At 61.4% G+C, this 16,562-nt stretch carries 14 protein-coding genes and 2 pseudogenes; 12 read left to right on the top strand and 4 right to left on the bottom strand.

Translation table 11 applies throughout. The annotated features are described in order from the left end of the window. The first annotated feature begins 20 nt into the window (after positions 1-20). The 9 genes from ASG39_RS07365 to ASG39_RS07405 all read left to right on the top strand — a co-directional run bounded on the left by ASG39_RS07365 (position 21) and on the right by ASG39_RS07405 (position 10,216). On the top strand, positions 21-1,220 hold the full coding sequence (locus ASG39_RS07365) for an ABC transporter substrate-binding protein (protein ID WP_082477046.1): 1,200 nt from the start codon (positions 21-23) through the stop codon (positions 1,218-1,220). A 154-nt stretch (positions 1,221-1,374) separates the two neighbouring features. Continuing rightward, a complete protein-coding gene (locus ASG39_RS07370) occupies positions 1,375-2,253 on the top strand; it encodes a sugar ABC transporter permease (protein WP_062594400.1) in 879 nt (292 codons plus the stop codon). Then, positions 2,253-3,137 carry a carbohydrate ABC transporter permease gene (locus tag ASG39_RS07375; protein WP_062594401.1) on the top strand — a complete coding sequence of 295 codons (885 nt, stop codon included), beginning with the start codon at positions 2,253-2,255 and terminating at the stop codon, positions 3,135-3,137. The genes ASG39_RS07370 and ASG39_RS07375 overlap by 1 nt, the downstream gene beginning before the upstream one ends. 5 nt (positions 3,138-3,142) lie before the next feature. Next, a complete protein-coding gene (locus tag ASG39_RS07380; RefSeq protein ID WP_062594402.1) occupies positions 3,143-4,258 on the top strand; it encodes an ABC transporter ATP-binding protein in 1,116 nt (371 codons plus the stop codon). A 13-nt stretch (positions 4,259-4,271) separates the two neighbouring features. After that, entirely contained in the window at positions 4,272-5,798 is a 1,527-nt protein-coding gene (locus ASG39_RS07385; protein ID WP_062594403.1) for a GMC family oxidoreductase, read from the top strand. Beyond that, complete coding sequence (locus ASG39_RS07390; protein WP_062594404.1) at positions 5,795-6,574, top strand: 3-ketoacyl-ACP reductase; 780 nt, start codon at positions 5,795-5,797, stop codon at positions 6,572-6,574. The genes ASG39_RS07385 and ASG39_RS07390 overlap by 4 nt, the downstream gene beginning before the upstream one ends. 14 nt (positions 6,575-6,588) lie before the next feature. Beyond that, positions 6,589-8,244 carry a GMC family oxidoreductase N-terminal domain-containing protein gene (locus ASG39_RS07395; RefSeq protein WP_062594423.1) on the top strand — a complete coding sequence of 552 codons (1,656 nt, stop codon included), beginning with the start codon at positions 6,589-6,591 and terminating at the stop codon, positions 8,242-8,244. 78 nt (positions 8,245-8,322) lie between these two features. Further along, a complete protein-coding gene (locus ASG39_RS07400) occupies positions 8,323-9,669 on the top strand; it encodes a glycerate kinase (RefSeq protein WP_062594405.1) in 1,347 nt (448 codons plus the stop codon). A 58-nt stretch (positions 9,670-9,727) separates the two neighbouring features. Further along, a complete protein-coding gene (locus ASG39_RS07405) occupies positions 9,728-10,216 on the top strand; it encodes a heme-binding protein (RefSeq protein ID WP_062594406.1) in 489 nt (162 codons plus the stop codon). A gap of 657 nt (positions 10,217-10,873) precedes the next feature. On the opposite strand, the gene ASG39_RS07410 is transcribed toward ASG39_RS07405, so the two are convergent. After that, a complete protein-coding gene (locus ASG39_RS07410; RefSeq protein WP_062594407.1) occupies positions 10,874-11,800 on the bottom strand; it encodes a manganese catalase family protein in 927 nt (308 codons plus the stop codon). 233 nt (positions 11,801-12,033) lie between these two features. On the opposite strand from ASG39_RS07410, the gene ASG39_RS23700 reads away from it, so the two are divergent. Then, entirely contained in the window at positions 12,034-12,975 is a 942-nt protein-coding gene (locus ASG39_RS23700) for a glycosyl hydrolase 53 family protein (RefSeq protein WP_156468062.1), read from the top strand. Positions 12,976-13,119: 144 nt separating this feature from the next. On the opposite strand, the gene ASG39_RS07420 is transcribed toward ASG39_RS23700, so the two are convergent. From ASG39_RS07420 to ASG39_RS24185, 3 genes and pseudogenes are all read right to left on the bottom strand, one after another. Continuing rightward, positions 13,120-13,677 carry a DUF4142 domain-containing protein gene (locus ASG39_RS07420; protein WP_162242417.1) on the bottom strand — a complete coding sequence of 186 codons (558 nt, stop codon included), beginning with the start codon at positions 13,675-13,677 and terminating at the stop codon, positions 13,120-13,122. Positions 13,678-13,696: 19 nt separating this feature from the next. Then, positions 13,697-14,317, bottom strand: a pseudogene (locus tag ASG39_RS24180) (alpha/beta hydrolase); the annotation flags it as partial. A gap of 15 nt (positions 14,318-14,332) precedes the next feature. Then, complete coding sequence (locus tag ASG39_RS24185; protein ID WP_200943868.1) at positions 14,333-14,737, bottom strand: hypothetical protein; 405 nt, start codon at positions 14,735-14,737, stop codon at positions 14,333-14,335. 305 nt (positions 14,738-15,042) lie between these two features. Between ASG39_RS24185 and ASG39_RS24190 the strand changes: the two are divergent. Next, positions 15,043-15,453 (top strand): annotated as a pseudogene (locus ASG39_RS24190) (plasmid partitioning protein RepA); the annotation flags it as partial. Positions 15,454-15,524: 71 nt separating this feature from the next. After that, a complete protein-coding gene (repB, locus tag ASG39_RS07435) occupies positions 15,525-16,505 on the top strand; it encodes a plasmid partitioning protein RepB (RefSeq protein WP_062594410.1) in 981 nt (326 codons plus the stop codon). The last annotated feature ends 57 nt before the right edge of the window (positions 16,506-16,562 follow it).

A 16,562-nucleotide genomic window follows, 5' to 3' on the forward strand; every position in this document is an offset into this window, starting at 1 on the left:
CTGCATTGGGTCTCGCTTTGATGGCCGGCGCCGTGCAGGCTGCCGAAAACGTCGAGGTGCTTCACTGGTGGACATCCGGCGGCGAGGCCTCGGCGCTCGAGGTCCTCAAGAAGGATCTTGAGGCCAAAGACATCTCCTGGACGGACATGCCGGTCGCCGGCGGCGGCGGCACGGAAGCCATGACGGTACTGCGCGCCCGCGTTACGGCCGGCAACGCGCCGACCGCCGTGCAGATGCTCGGCTTCGACATTCTCGACTGGGCGAAGGAAGGATCGCTCGGCAATCTCGATGCGGTCGCCGCGAAGGAAAACTGGGACAAGGTCATCCCCAAGGCGCTCCAGAAGTTCTCGAAATATGACGGCCACTGGATCGCGGCACCCGTCAACCTGCATTCGACGAACTGGATGTGGATCAACAAGGCGGCGCTCGACAAGGCCGGCGGCAAGGAGCCGGAGAGCTGGGAAGAGCTGATCGCCCTCCTCGACAAGTTCAAGGCGCAGGGCATCATCCCCGTTGCGGCCGGCGGCCAGCCCTGGCAGGACGCGACCGTCTTCGACGCCGTCGTGCTGTCGCTCGGCGTCGATTTCTACACGTCCGCTTTCATCGATCTCGACCCGAAGGCGCTCGGCGGCGACAAGATGAAGGAAGCCTTCAACCGCATGACGACTCTGCGCGCCTATGTCGATCCCAACTTCTCGGGCCGCGACTGGAACCTCGCCTCCGCCATGGTCATCGACGGCAAGGCCGGCGTGCAGTTCATGGGCGACTGGGCGAAGGGCGAATTTTCCAAGGCCGGCAAGACGCCGGGCAAGGACTATGTCTGCATGCGCTTCCCCGGCACGCAGGGTGCCGTCACCTTCAACACCGACCAGTTTGTCATGTTCAAGGTCGCCGAGGCCGAGGTGCCGGCACAGATGGAGATGGCCATGGCCATCGAAAGTCCTGAATTCCAGTCGGCCTTCAACGTCGTCAAGGGTTCGGCACCGGTGCGCACCGACGTGTCGGACGCAGCCTTCGACGATTGCGGCAAGAAGGCCATCAAGGATGCGGCCGAAGCCGACAAAAAGGGCACGCTTCTCGGCTCCATGGCCCATGGCCATGCCAATCCTGCAGCCGTGAAGAACGCGATCTACGACGTCGTGACCCGTCAGTTCAACGGCGACCTGACGGCCGACGAAGCGGTCGCCGAGCTGGTGAGCGCGGTCGAAGCCGCGAAGTAAGGGCTTGAGGAGCTGCGGGCCTTTGTCCGCAGCTCCGGCCTTCGCAACATCCGATATATGAAAACGGCCGGGAGACCGGGGGCGCCAGAGGGCCTGCCATGATGGTGGGGCCAGGGCTTGTGCCTCCTGTCGTCACGGCGAGGGGAACGAAGCCATGCAGAGCCGCAGCTTCCTACAGGACCAGTTGCCGAAAATCGTGCTCGCGCCGAGTTTCCTGGTCATCGTCATTTTCGTCTACGGCTTCATCGCCTATACCGGGTTCCTGTCGATCACCGACAGCAAGATGCTGCCGTCCACCAACATCGTGGGCCTGTCGAACTACAGCAAGCTCTGGGCCCTGCCGCACTGGTGGCGGGCTATCACCAATCTGGCGATCTTCGCCTCGCTCTACATCCTCATCTGCTCGGTGCTCGGCCTGTTCCTGGCGATCATGCTCGACCAGAAGATCCGCGGCGAAGGTTTCCTGCGGCCGATCTACCTGTACCCGATGGCGCTCTCCTTCATCGTCACGGGCACCGCCTGGAAGTGGATCCTCGATCCCGGCATCGGCATCGAGAACACCATGCATCTCTGGGGCTGGGAGACCTTTGCCTTCACCTGGATCAAGGACAGCAAGATGGCGATCTACTGCGTCGTGCTCGCCGCCGTCTGGCAGTCCTCGGGCTTCATCATGGCGATGTTCCTCGCCGGCCTGCGTGGTGTCGACAACGAGATGATCAAGGCCGCTCAGATCGACGGCGCGGGCACGGTGACGATCTATCGCCGGATCATCATTCCCCTGATGCGGCCGGTCTTCCTGTCGGCCTTCGTCGTGCTCGCCCATCTCGCCATCAAGGCCTACGACCTGATCGTCGCGCTGACCGGCGGGGGGCCGGGGCAGGCGACCGAACTGCCGGCCACCTTCATGTATTCCTACACCTTCACCCGCAATCAGATGGGCATCGGCGCGTCCTCCGCCATTATCATGCTGGTCATGATCTTCTCGATCATCGTTCCCTATCTCTATTCCGAAATCCGTGGAGGAAAACGCTGATGAGCGGCGCAGCCAATCCGCAGAACGCGATGTCGCACAGCCTTCTCACCCGGGCCCTGATCTATACCGCGCTGATCTTCTTTGCGATGTTCTACCTCATGCCGCTCTACGTCATGGTGGTGAACTCGCTGAAGCCGCTGGAGGAAATCCGCCAAGGCGGGATGGTCAACCTGCCCGAGGTCTGGACCGTGGAGCCATGGCTGTCGGCCTGGTCGACCGCTCAGATCGGCATCCAGCCGACGGGGCTCAAGCCCTTTTTCATCAACTCCATCCTCATGGTCATTCCTGCCGTCGCCATCTCCACCGTTGTCGGGGCGCTCAATGGCTATGTGCTGACCAAATGGCACTTCCGCGGGTCGAACATCGTCTTCGGCATGCTGCTTCTGTCCTGCTTCATCCCGTTCCAGATCGTGCTCATCCCCACCGCCCGCATTCTTGGCATGCTGGGCCTTGCCGGCTCCATTCCCGGGCTCGTGCTGGTGCATGTCGTCTACGGCCTCGGCTTCACCACGCTCTACTTCCGCAATTACTACGAGGCCTTTCCGACCGAACTCGTGCGGGCGGCGCAGATCGACGGCGCGACGTTCTTTCAGATCTTCCGCCGCATCCTGCTGCCGTCGTCCGGGCCGATCATCGTCGTCTCCGTCATCTGGCAGTTCACCAATATCTGGAACGACTTCCTGTTCGGCGCCTCGTTCGCCGGCGCCAATTCGACGCCGATGACGGTCGCGCTCAACAACCTCGTGCAGTCGTCCACGGGCGTGAAGGAATACAACGTTCACTTTGCCGGCGCGATCCTCGCCGCCCTGCCCACCCTCATCGTCTACATCGTTTCGGGTCGCTACTTCGTGCGTGGCCTGATGTCCGGCGCCGTGAAAGGCTGATCGTCATGTCGTTTCTCAAAATCTCGCATCTGCGCAAATCTTATGGCGCGCTGGAAATCCTGAAGGACATCAATATCGAGATCGAGGAAGGCGGCTTTCTCGTGCTGGTCGGCCCATCCGGCTGCGGTAAGTCAACGCTGCTGAACACGATCGCCGGACTGGAGCCGATCACCTCCGGCGAGATCGCCATCAAGGGCCGCTCGATTGCGGGTCTGCCGCCGTCGCAGCGCGACATCGCCATGGTGTTCCAGAGCTACGCGCTCTATCCAAACATGACGGTGGCGGGCAACATCGCCTTCGGCATGGAGATCCGCAAGGTGCCGAAGGACGTGCGCGAGAAGGCGATCAAGGAGGTCTCCGATATCCTCCAGATCGGCCATCTGCTCGATCGCAAGCCGAGCCAGCTCTCCGGTGGCCAGCGCCAGCGTGTCGCGATGGGGCGCGCCCTCGTGCGCAATCCGCAGGTCTTCCTGTTCGACGAGCCATTGTCCAACCTCGACGCCAAGCTGCGCGTCGATATGCGCACCGAGATCAAGCGGCTGCACCAGCGCCTGAAAACCACCATCGTCTACGTTACCCACGATCAGATCGAGGCGATGACGCTGGCCACCAAGATCGCGGTGCTGAAGGACGGCGTGTTGCAGCAGTTCGGCTCGCCGGCCGAGATCTACAACAATCCGGCCAATATGTTCGTCGCCGACTTCATGGGCTCTCCCGCCATGAATCTGCTCTCGGCAACCGTGGAGAAGGATGCGGCCGGCCTTTCCGTCTCGCTCGCCCGTCCGAACGGCGCACTGGTGAAACTGCCGGTGGCGGCAGGGCAGGAGCAGCTGGAGGCCCATCTCGGCCGCCAGATCGTCTTTGGCATCCGGCCCGAAGCGCTGACCGACATCGACGGCGCCGACCGCAATGCGCGCACGGTCGCGGAGGGCGACTGCCTGATCGAGGTCGTCGAGCCGGCCGGTGCCGACACCTTCGCCGTCACGAGGCTCGGCGGCAAGGAAGTGGTCGCGCGCCTGCGTGCCGATGCCCGTATCCATGCAGGTCAGACGGCAAGGCTCGCCTTCAACCTCGACAAGGCCGTCTATTTCGACCCCCAAAGCCAGCAGCGCATCGCGTGAGCGGGGGAGCGAGATGAGCAGAACCCCTGATATCGTCATCATCGGCTCCGGCATCGGCGGAGCGACGCTGGCCGCCGGGCTTGCCGCCTCGGGCAGCGAGATCCTGATCCTGGAGGCCGGCGAGCACATTGCCGACACGCCTGTGAACCGCGACCAGCGCGCGATCTTCCAGCGGGGGCATTTCCGCCCGAAGGAGACATGGTACGAATGGCAGGGCCAAGGCCAGAGGGAGCACAGGGGATTCAACCCGGGCAATTACTACAATGTCGGCGGCAACTCGAAATTCTACGGGGCGGTGCTCTCGCGCTATCGACGCGAGGATTTCGAAGAGATGCGGCATCAGGAAGGGGTCTCCCCCGCCTGGCCGTTTCCCTATGCCGAATTGGAGCCCTGGTATGGGGCGGCGGAGCGGATGTATCGGGTCCGGGGCACGCTCGGGGACGACCCGACGGAACCCGCACATTCCACGCCGTACGCCTTTCCCCCGGTGCCGGACGAACCGGCTATTGCCGACGTCCGGTCGCGGCTGAAGCAGAGAGGACTCCACCCGTTTTCCCTGCCGCTCGGCATCGATATCGACCGCTGGCTTGCCAAGGGGCGAACGCCATGGGATGCCCATCCGGATTCCGACGATGGCAAGATGGATGCCGAAAGTGCAGCCCTTGCGGTCGCGCTCGCCTTTCCCAATGTCACGCTGCAGACGGGTGCGATCGTAAAGCTGCTCGAAACGAATGCCTCCGGCAGCCGCATCGAGCGTGTCGTCTACTCCACGGCTGATGACACACGCAGCGTCTCGCCGAAGCTCGTGGTGCTTGCAGCCGGTGCGGTTCAGTCGGCCGTCCTCCTGCTGCGCTCGGCCAATGCGCGTTTTCCAACGGGTCTTGCCAACAGCTCGGACCAGGTCGGGCGCAACTTCATGAACCACAATTCTTCCGCCGTGTTGGCACTGTCGCCGCGCTACCGCAACACGTCGGTTTATCAGAAGACGTTCGCCTTCAACGACTTCTACCTGTCGGACGGCGCGGGCGGGCCGCCGCTTGGCAATGTTCAGCTTCTCGGCCGGGTGTCCGGCGCGATCCTCAAAAGCAGCCTTCCGCTCATCCCCGAGCGATTGCTCGACCGGATGTCGGCGCATGCAATCGATTTCTACGCCATGAGCGAGGATATCCCGCATCCCGAAAGCCGGGTCATGGTCGATGGCGAGCGGATCGTGCTCAAATGGCACCGTACCAACTGGAACGCCCATCTGGCCCTGGTCGCAAAGCTCAAGGTCGTTCTCCGCTCGATCGGTTTTCCGATCGTGCTCTCCAAGCCATTCGACAAGCGCACCCCGTCCCATCAGTGCGGCACGGTGCGCATCGGCAACGACCCCGCGACCGCGCCGCTCGACCCCTTCTGCCGCGCCTATGACCACGACAACCTGTTCGTCGTCGATGCGAGCTGCCTGCCGACCTCGGCTGCCGTCAATCCGGCGCTGACGGTCGCGGCCCAGGCCTTGCGGGTGGCGGATCATATCGTCTCGAAGGACCTGCAACGATGAGCGAGCGAGGACAAAGACCGGTAGCGGTGGTGACGGGCGGGCGACGGGGGATCGGCTTCGGTATCGCTTCGCACCTGGCTGCTGCTGGCTACGACATCGTCGTCACGGGCATCGGCGGCCCCGAAACGGCCGAGGACGCGCTGGCGGAGCTGCGCGCGGGTGGGAAGATCGACGGCCTCTACCTCAAGGCGGACATCTGCGATGTCGCCGGGCACGGAGCGACCGTCGATGCCATCTTGACCCGGTTCGGCCGCATCGACTGCCTCGTCAACAATGCGGGCATGGCCTCCGTGGTGCGTGGCGATTTCCTCGACCTTTCGCCCGACAATTACGACCTGATCCTGGCAACCAACCTCAAGGGCACGGTGTTCTTCACGCAGGCCGTGGTGAAAGCGATGCTGGCGACCGCGCCCGACCATCCCCGGTCGATCGTCAACATCACCTCGGTCTCGGCGGAGGCAAGTTCGCCCGAGCGCCTCGACTACTGCATCAGTAAGGCCGGTCTTGCCGCCTTCTCGCAGGGGCTCGCTTTGCGGCTTGCGGCCGAGGGAATTGCTGTGTTCGAGGTGCGGCCCGGCATCGTGCGGACCGACATGACGGCCGGCGTCACCTCCAAATACGATGCCCTGATCGCCGGGGGACTGGTACCCATGCGGCGCTGGGGAGAGGCAGGCGATATCGGCGCCATCTGCGCAGCGCTCGCTTCGGGCAGCTTCGCCTTTGCAACCGGGACCGTGATCGATGCCGATGGCGGGCTGTCGATCCCGCGTCTTTGACAGGAATGGATATCATGCGCTTCGACTATATCATCACTGGGGCAGGCCCCGCCGGATGCGTTCTCGCCAACAGGCTGAGCGAAGATCCCGATGTCACCGTGCTGCTTCTGGAAGCCGGCGGCGGAGACTGGAACCCGCTCTTCCACATGCCGGCCGGCTTTGCCAAGATGACGAAGGGCGTGGCCAGCTGGGGCTGGGAGACCGTGCCGCAGAAGCACATGAACGGTCGTGTCCTGCGCTACACGCAGGCCAAGGTCATCGGCGGCGGCTCCTCCATCAACGCGCAGCTCTATACCCGTGGGAACGCCGCCGACTACGATCTCTGGGCAAGCGAAGACGGCTGCGAGGGCTGGGACTACCGTTCAGTGCTGCCCTATTTCAAGCGGGCGGAGGACAATCAGCGCTTTGCCGACGACTATCATGCCTATGGCGGGCCGCTCGGCGTATCCATGCCGGTGTCGGCGCTGCCGATCTGCGACGCCTATATCCGGGCGGGGCAGGAGCTGGGCATTCCTTACAATCCAGATTTTAACGGGCGCCAGCAGGCAGGAGTCGGCTTCTACCAGCTGACGCAGCGTAACCGCCGCCGCTCGTCTGCGTCTCTCGCCTATATTTCGCCGATCAAGCACCGGAAAAACCTGACGATCCGCATGGGTGCCCGCGTGTCGCGCATCGTGGTGGAGGGTAAGACGGCTGTCGGCGTCGAGATCGCCACCAGCCGGGGCAGCGAGATCGTGCGCTGCGAGCGCGAGGTGCTGGTGACGTCGGGTGCCATCGGCTCCCCGAAGCTCCTGCTGCAGTCGGGCATCGGCCCGGCCGATCACCTGACGTCGGTCGGTGTTCCCGTCGCGCACGACCTGCCCGGCGTCGGCGGCAATCTTCAGGACCATCTCGACCTGTTCGTCATCGCCGAATGCACCGGCGATCACACCTATGACGGCGTCGCGAAACTGCATCGCACGCTCTGGGCGGGCCTCGAATATGTGTTGTTCCGCTCGGGCCCGGTCGCCTCATCACTCTTTGAGACCGGCGGTTTCTGGTATGCGGACCCGAATGCGCGCTCGCCTGATATCCAGTTCCATCTGGGCCTCGGCTCGGGCATCGAGGCGGGCGTAGAAAAACTGAAGAATGCCGGGGTGACGCTGAATTCGGCCTATCTGCATCCGCGGTCGCGCGGCACAGTGCGGCTCTCCGCGTCGGAATCCGCCGCCGCCCCGCTCATCGACCCCAACTATTGGTCGGACCCGCATGACCGGAAAATGTCGCTTGAGGGGCTGCGGATCGCCCGCGAGATCTTCGAACAAGCGGCATTGAAGCCCTATATTCTGGCCGAGCGCCTGCCTGGACCGAAGGTACACACGGAAGTCGAGCTCTTCGACTATGGCTGCGCGAACGCCAAAACCGACCACCACCCGGTCGGCACCTGCCGGATGGGCACCGGCGCGGATGCGGTCGTCGGACTCGATCTGCGCGTGCGGGGGCTGCAGGGTTTGCGCGTCTGCGACAGCTCCGTCATGCCGCGCGTGCCCTCCTGCAACACCAACGCCCCGACGATCATGGTCGGCGAAAAAGGCGCCGACATCATCCGCGGCCTCGATCCCCTGCCGGCAACGATCTTCGCCGACGAGCGCAACGACCAGCGGCCCCGGACTCGCGCTCATGTGCGCTGAGGCGACGCGGCTGCTTTGCATTCCGTCACCGGCTTTGCCACAAAAAGGCGTCGCCATGCCTAGGAAGGTCGGACCCTGATGCCACTTGAGAACCCGCGCGCATTCCTCGCCTCGCTCTTCCACGCCGCCGTTCGCGCGGCCGATCCGCTGGAAGCGATCCGTGCCCATCTCCCAGCGCGACCGAAAGGCCGGACCGTCGTCATCGGTGCGGGCAAGGCGGCGAGCCAGATGGCGCAGGCGCTGGAAAGCGTGTGGGATGGTCCGCTGGAAGGCGTGGTCGTTGCGCGGCACGGCCCGGTTGCGGCGTGCTCACGCATCCGGGTGCTGCAGGCGGCGCACCCGGTTCCCGATGAGGCGGGCATCGCCGGGGCGCAGGCTCTGATGGCGGCGGTGCGCGGCCTGACGGCGGACGATCTCGTCATCGCACTGATCTCCGGCGGCGGCTCCGCGCTCCTGCCGTCACCGCCGCCGGGCTTCGCGCTTGCCGACGAGGTGGCGCTGAACGAGGCCCTGCTCGCCTCCGGCGCGCCGATCTCGGCGATGAACGTGGTGCGCAAGCATGTCTCGATGATCAAGGGCGGGCGGCTCGCAGCGCTCGCCTTTCCGGCGCGCGTCGTCAGCCTCGTCGTCTCCGACGTTCCCGGCGACAACCCGGCCTTCGTCGCCTCCGGCCCGACCATTACCGATGCCGCCGGCCGCGAAGATGCGCTGCGGGCGATCCGGGACTACCGGATGAACCTTCCGCCCCGCAGTCTCCAGTATATCGCCACGGCGGAGACGCTGCGCCCCGACGATCCGGCCTTTGCTGGGCACGAGGCCCATGTCATCGCGTCCGCCCGTGTCTCGTTGCAGGCAGCGGCGCGCTTGAGCCTCGAGGCCGGTGTGACGCCGTTGATCCTGTCCGACCGGATCGAGGGGGAAGCGCGCGATATCGGCCGCATGCATGCGGCGCTGGCGATGGAGTTTCAGGTGAGCCGTCCGCCGCAGGAGGGCCCGATGGTTCTGCTCTCGGGCGGGGAAACGACCGTCACGATCGGACCCGAGGGTGCGGGCAAAGGCGGGCGAAACACCGGCCCGATGGTTCTGCTCTCGGGCGGGGAAACGACCGTCACGATCGGACCCGAGGGTGCGGGCAAAGGCGGGCGAAACACCGAACTGCTGCTGGCCGCCGCCATCGACCTCGACGGCACCACAGGCATCACCGCGCTTGCGGCCGATACGGACGGGATCGACGGCTCGGAGACCAATTCCGGCGCCTTCTGCGATGGCGGAACTGCCGCGCGTATCCGGGCGACTGGCGGCGAGCCGCACGCCCACCTCGCGCGACACGACGCCTGGTCCGCGTTTTACCTTTCAGACGATCTGTTCGACACGGGGCCGACCGGCACGAACGTCAACGACTTCAGGGCCTTTCTGCTATTTTAAACTTTCAAATATCTGACATTTCGGTCCCCAACCCACCTCCCCTTTCAAGGACGCCATTGTGACCCCGCCGGACAACAGGACATCCGCTGACCTTCTCGTGCAAGAGCGCGAGGGATTCGTCGCCCGCTTCACTGCAGAGGACGCTTGGGCGCTTGGAACGCTCATGCGGCAAGCGGCGGTGGCCGCCCGCCTGCCGGTCGCAATCGAGGTCACCATCGCGCGCGAGCCGGTGTTCTTCACCCGCCTTGCCATGGCCTCCGAAGACAACCGGCACTGGGCGGAACGCAAGCGGCGCGTGGTGGAACGGTTCCACCACAGTTCGCTCTACATGCGGCTTCTCACGCAGGAAGAGGGGTACGAATTCCACCACCGCTACGGACTTTCTCCCGACCTATTTGCAGCCTTCGGCGGTTCGGTACCGATCTTTCAAACGGACGGCAACCTGATCGGCACGGCAACAATTAGCGGCCTTCCAGACGTCGACGACCACGATTTCGTAGTGAAGCACCTGCGTCTTTTAAGCCCTCCAACATCCGAACGGCCGTAGAAACGCTGCGGGTTCGGCTCATAACTCGGGTCATCGAATGCAAGCGATCGACCGACCCGATTCTGCGCGGGACGCCGTTGCACTCCATCCCGTGGACACCATGCGGCGCTCCAACGCGCGACGACATACCACGGTATCGCGATTCTAAGAACGCTCTGCAATGGCTGTAACTAACCGGCTTACGGCCGGGTCCTGGGCTGGTCCGGCAACCTTGTTGTCTCAGTCGCGTCAGCAAAGAAGTTCGCCCGTCACACCTGAGTAGACGTGAAGCTTCCCCTGCGGCAGATATAGGTTTGGATAGCTTCCAACAGCGCAAGTGTTGGGGCGCAAGCGGGCGATCAGATCGTATCCGTCGAGCTTCAGGAAAGCGACTGTGTCAGATTCCGGCGGCGACTTGGATAATACACGTGAAACGCGCTAGGTTTGCCAGTGATTTTTGGAACTACGACCGCCGCGGACGTGTGGGATATGGAGGTCGCTTCACTCACTCGTTCGGGCGACTGTAGGACACGAACGCCGATCAGTGGAAAAAGGGGTATGGGCATTGAGATAACCCAGTCATTACCCCTTCCTGAGATCGAGCTCCCTACGACCTATAGAGCACGACCCTTTCATCGACATAACGGGGGAGCACCAAAACAATGCTCCCCAAGCTAGTTACCGAGACTTCTTATAGAGCTTTTCGGCGATCTCGAACATTTCCTCGGGCGCGTAATCGGGCGTGAACGCGGACGGCACACCGACAAGCTGGTGGATCTTGCCGCCTTCGGGCATCCCATCCACCACTTCGAGCTCCCCTGGCGGATCGGTAGGGAGCGCTACTTCGCCGTTACCCCAGATGCCGGACATCTCCTTGTAGTCATTGGGACTGAAAGTGTAGAGGCGGCGATGGGAGCCCTCGTCTAGGTATTTCTGGCATTCCGGGATTTTGTCGAGCGGGATGTTTGGGGTTGGCAGAAACTTCTTTACATCAACACCTGTCACCTTCTGCAATGCGAGAGCGTAGGCGTGTGCATGCACCGATCCCCGCACGAGAAGATAACCGCAGACCTGTCGGCCCGTTGGATCGCTGAGTGTCTCGTAAACGCGTAGCTTGTGAAGCCGTGCGCCGCATTCAAGATGAAAGTTGTGTAGCAAATCGAGCACGACATTTCCGGTCGTGGTGATGAAGTCGTTGTTCCAGGAGACGCCGTTGCTGTTTACCGGCATCGCCCCGCCACCCCCTGACAGGAAGGCCGCTGCAAGTCGCATGTCCTTCATATCTTCAAACGGGGCCCCTGAGATGTCGCCGCCATCGCCAGCGTCGCCGTCCGGAACATCCGGGCCATTGTTCAGCATCGCAATGCCGTTGCTGACGAGTTCGACGTGACCGAGTTCCTCGGCCGTGATCGCCGCCACGAGGCTGTAAAACGGCTTCAGTTTCTCTTTCGATCGGAAATTGAAGCTCTGGAACATATAGTTCCCAAGCGTTGACATCTCACCGTATTTGCCTCCAAGCAGTTCCTGTAAGGCCGCGGCGGCATTCGGGTCCGCGCGCTTGGGTGCCGGCAGGTTAGCCTGCAGCTGGTCGACTCTCATAAACATGGAAGTTCCTTCCGTTTGAGGTCTTTTCCAACCGGGCCACACTTGCATTGTTCCCGATCAAGATCCACCGCCACAATATCGCGGCGTTGACGACGTCGGACAGGATTGACTTTGCACGTCTCTATCTGTGAGGCATCGTCCTCTTGAGTGGCGTCAGTCTGTTCGAAGAGCGATGAAGGCATGTTCGAATATTGACGGCCTCTACATCGAGAAACGAGGTCGCGAAAGGTGTCATGCCACTGCAGCATTCCCTTCTTTTTCCTGCCAAGCCGGTCTTTCGAAGCTTCGCGATAGCGGGTTTCGAGTGCGGTCTGGTTCACGGCGGCCGTCACGATCTTTTAGTTACGACCAGACACACCGCCCAATCCCGCATGCTCGACCATTACCGAATTGTTCGTGACCATCGGATAGCGACGATACGCGACGGGCTCGTGCCCGGTCACCACGTCGTCGAGCGACTTGCCGCTGCAAAGGAGGCATCGATCGAAGCCATTTGGGATCTGTCGCATTACCATCGCAATCAGGATCCGATCCGCTGTGCCAGAATCGCTGCCGAGGCATCAATCGCTGTCAACGGCTCGGACAGGCTGTGGCTCTGCCCCGTCAACGAACCTTCCCTCTATCCTCGAATTGCTGGAGTGCCTCGACATGAGGCCATCGAGATGGCGATCACCATGGCCCGCGTCGCGCGCGATCATCATCCCGATATCGGTATCCTCACGATTGATCCGATTACCGGCGTGGGCGACCGTCAGTTTGAGGCGACCGATGCGATCGTCTCTGCCATCCATGTCGATGTAATCGGGACCAACTATTATCCGCATACCGCAAGAACATCGCTCGTGAAGGTGCTGATGGCGACGTGGCAACGTTATCGCAAGCCGATCATGGTGTCAGAAACGAGCTGGCACGACGGCCATCCCATCCATCACCGTCGGCATCCGGGACTGAACAAGGGCACATGGTTGCGGCATGTCATCGAGCAGGTCGATATCGCCAGGTTTCATGGGGCCAACATCGTTGGCATATGCTGGTATCCTATCGTCGATTGTCCTCCATGGCACGCGCCTCAGTCGCGTAGCCGTTGGAGCCATGGCCTGATCCGAAAAGATCTGTCTGTCGATCCGTGGCTGTCGGCAGAATTGGAAAGGGCGACAATTCGAGATGCTGCATAGGCAGATTTATGGTTCAACGATTTTACGCGGACGCAATTTCAGCAAGAGCCGATCTAACGAAATGCCGCCGATCCGCGACCCGTAGATCGTCCGGCGTGGGCTGTCCAGGCGACTCTTTATCCGCTTGTCAAACTGGAGACGCAACTACTTCTTCTCGATCAGCATTTTCACATGCGCAAGATGCGTCTCGAGGTTGGGTAGCGTTTCTTTTGCGAACCCGACGAGCGCCTGATCGTCACCTGAGCTTGCATAGGTGCGGAAGAGGGCAACGGCTTCCATATGGGCCTCGGCCTGCATATCGAGATACAGCGTGTCGAAATCATTGCCCTTCGCGGCCTGAAGCTGTTCGATCATCTTTCGATGCTTGGGTGCCAGTTGGGTTTCCGGTAGCGGCACGCCTTTGCCTTCGAGCGTTACCTTCAGTTTCTCGCCGGCTTTCGTATGATCGGCAATGATCATCTCGGCAACCTCCTTAATGTCTTTGTTCAAGGCGTGATCCCGAGCTAAAGTGCTTGACTGTACCTCGAATGCATTTGCGCCTGCGACGACGGGGACGAAGGTGGCCCGATCGATGATCATCATTGGAGCGGCGTCGCCGGCGGGCATTGGCTTCAGCTCCTGCGCTTGCAGCGATGCCGCGCAAAACGTTTGCGCTGCGAGCGGGCGAACGAGCGCCAATCTTGTCCAGAATGTTCGTGTCATGATCTTGCTCCTCTTAAGCTTACTTGCCGAAGGCTTTGACGAGGTTGGCATTCGCCGCATCGACTGCGGCCTTGGCCTTGTCCACGACCTTGGCCATTCCAAAGAACTCATGCGTGACGCCCGCGACATCGACCAGGTCTACGGTCACGCCCGCCGCTTTCATCTTCTCGGCAAGCATCTGTCCCTCTGAGCGTAGCGGGTCGATCTGAGCCGTGATCACCGTTGCCGGCGGCAGTCCGGCAAAGTCCCTTCGACCGACGAGGTTGATGCGCGGGTCGGAAGTCTGCTCTTTCGCGGTGAAGACATGGGAAATGAACCACGCCATGTCGGCCTTTCCGAGCGGAGCAGCCTCTGCATTTTCGCGATAGGACGGCGTGTCGAGATCGTTTCCGGCGATCGGATAGACTAGGAGCTGGTGAACCGGCTGGGTGGTCTTTTTTTCCTTGGCCATCAGGGCAACGTTCGCAGCAAGGTTGCCACCGGCGCTCTCGCCGGCAACGGCGATGCGTTTGGCATCGCCGTTCATCTGGTGGATGTTTTCCACGGTCCAGATATAGGCCGCCCAGGCGTCGTCATGCTGTGCCGGAAACTTGCTTTCGGGCGCGTGACGGTAGTCGACCGACACGACAATCGCCTTCGATCCGAGTGCGAGCGCTCAAGGCGTTGCGTCATAGGTGTTGAGATCTGCAACGACCCACCCACCTCCATGGAAATAGAGGACGACGGGAAACGGTCCCTTGCCTTCGGGTGTGTAGATGCGCGCGGGCAGCGCACCTGCAGGGCTGGGAATGGCGATGTCGCGTGTCGCGACCTTTGCCTCCGGGTTGGACGAGATCTTGCGATCCCGCTGAACGGTTCGGGCGGCATCCGCACCGCTTGCCTGTGTGCGGGCTTCCGGTACGCCGATGGTGTGAAACGGTTTCGCCTGCAAGTCCTTCAAAGCGTCGAGAACGGCCTGCATCTGCGGATCCGGTGTGGCCTGCTGCGCGAAGGCGGCGGGAGATGCGAAAAGAGCGAAAGCAAAGCTTGCGTTGCGAAGTGCCGAGATCGTTGTGGTCATATTCGATCCTTTTCTCGTATTTTTTTTGTCGCCGGGCATCACCGCTTCGGCGGCTTGACGTCTTGCGCGTAGCGACCAACGAGCTCGCCCTTTGCAAGGACGTGTCCGGAAGCGGCCTCCAGCAGCGCATCCCGATCGGCTGTCGGCGGAAGATCGATCATCGCATCCAAGGCAAGGATTTGGATATGATAGCGATGGGCGGGATCGCCGACTGGCGGCTTCGGGCCGTAATAGCCGTGGGTCCCCGATGTATTGCGGCCCTGCAGAACGCCTTCTGGTTCAACCAGTCGAAGCTGTTCCTGCAGGCCCTCACCGCCTCGACGTCGGTATTGATTACCGTACACCCACAGATGCTGGACTTGATGTCCATGAGCCAGTTTTTGCTCATGCTCGGAAACATCACGAAAACTATCAAGGCGGCTGGCGCTGATGTGAGGCTTGATTGGCTACGCTACCTGATTACTCGATTTGAGCCGCAAGATGTGCCCCAGGTGCAAATGCTCGGCTTCATGCAGTCAATGCTTGCCGAGGAAATCTTGAAGACACCCATGGTGAAGACGACTGCAATCTCCGACGCTGGATTGACCAAGCGGAGCCTCTACGAGTTGGATCGCTCGAACTTCACGCGGGGGACTTACGACCGCGCCATCGAGTGCATGGATGCGGTGAACTTCGAGATTCAAGGTCTCATCCATCGAGCATGGGGGAGAATGTAAAATGTTGACCGCCGTCAAAACCGAAAAAGATTTCCACGAAATCAACTGTTTGACAACTCGAGGGTCGTGAGATGGCTCGAAAGAATCCATTCATGAACGTTATGAGCGAGGAAGTCGCGGATAATTCCGAGGCTATTCGCGAGTACACGAATAAGGGTGCCTCGAAGTCGCTTATTCATTCCTTGGATGAGATGGCCGCACAAGCAGATCGATTTCTCGAAGGCGAAACCGTTGTCGAACTCGATCCCGAGATCATAGATGGCTCGTTTGTTCGCGACCGACTCGAAGACGACAAGGCAGATTTCGATGAGCTTCTGTCGGCAATCCGAGATCGCGGGCAGGACACACCTATTCTTGTCAGGCCGCACCCGTCCGCCACGGGTCGATATATGGTGGTATTCGGACACAGACGCCTCCGGGCGGCTAGGGTGCTCAAGCGAAAGGTCCGCACGGTCGTTAAGGACCTGAAAGATAGCGATCACCTCGTCGCGCAAGGCCAAGAGAACTCCGCGCGGGCCAACCTGTCCTTCATTGAGAAAGCGATGTTCGCTGCCGAAATTGCCCGCCGTCAGTTCGATGGCGACAACGCTATTGTGCTTTCTGCCCTGTCTATAGACCGAGCAACTTTGTCGAAGATGCTAGCCGTCTCAACCATTCCCAAGTTAGTGCTGGATGCCGTTGGTGCTGCCAAAGGCATCGGCAGGGACCGCTGGTACGAACTCAGAAGCTTACTGGAGCGTCCATCTACACTCGGGAAGGCAATGGAGTTCATCGAGACCGCCGAATTCAAAGCAAAGGGAGGCGACGACCGCTTTAACGCCTTGATGACATTCTTGAAGAGCGTCGGGAAACAGACGAGCTCCAGAATGACGAGAACCCATAAGTGGTCATCAGACGATAAAGCCGTGGCGGCCGACATCAGAGTGGACGGCAGGTCTTACACGCTTGCCCTGAAGGCGAAGGATGCAGCAGGCTTTGGTGAGTACATCTCCGACAACTTAGGCCATCTGTATCAGGCTTACCGGAACAAATTGGATCAACAAGGAGAGTAGACGGCAAAAAGAAAAAGGCCCCCAAACGACCAAGTCGTGGAAGCCCTTCTCGTATTC

Origin of the sequence: Rhizobium sp. Leaf371 (genome assembly GCF_001424045.1) — a bacterium.
Taxonomy (GTDB): Bacteria; Pseudomonadota; Alphaproteobacteria; order Rhizobiales; family Rhizobiaceae; genus Ferranicluibacter.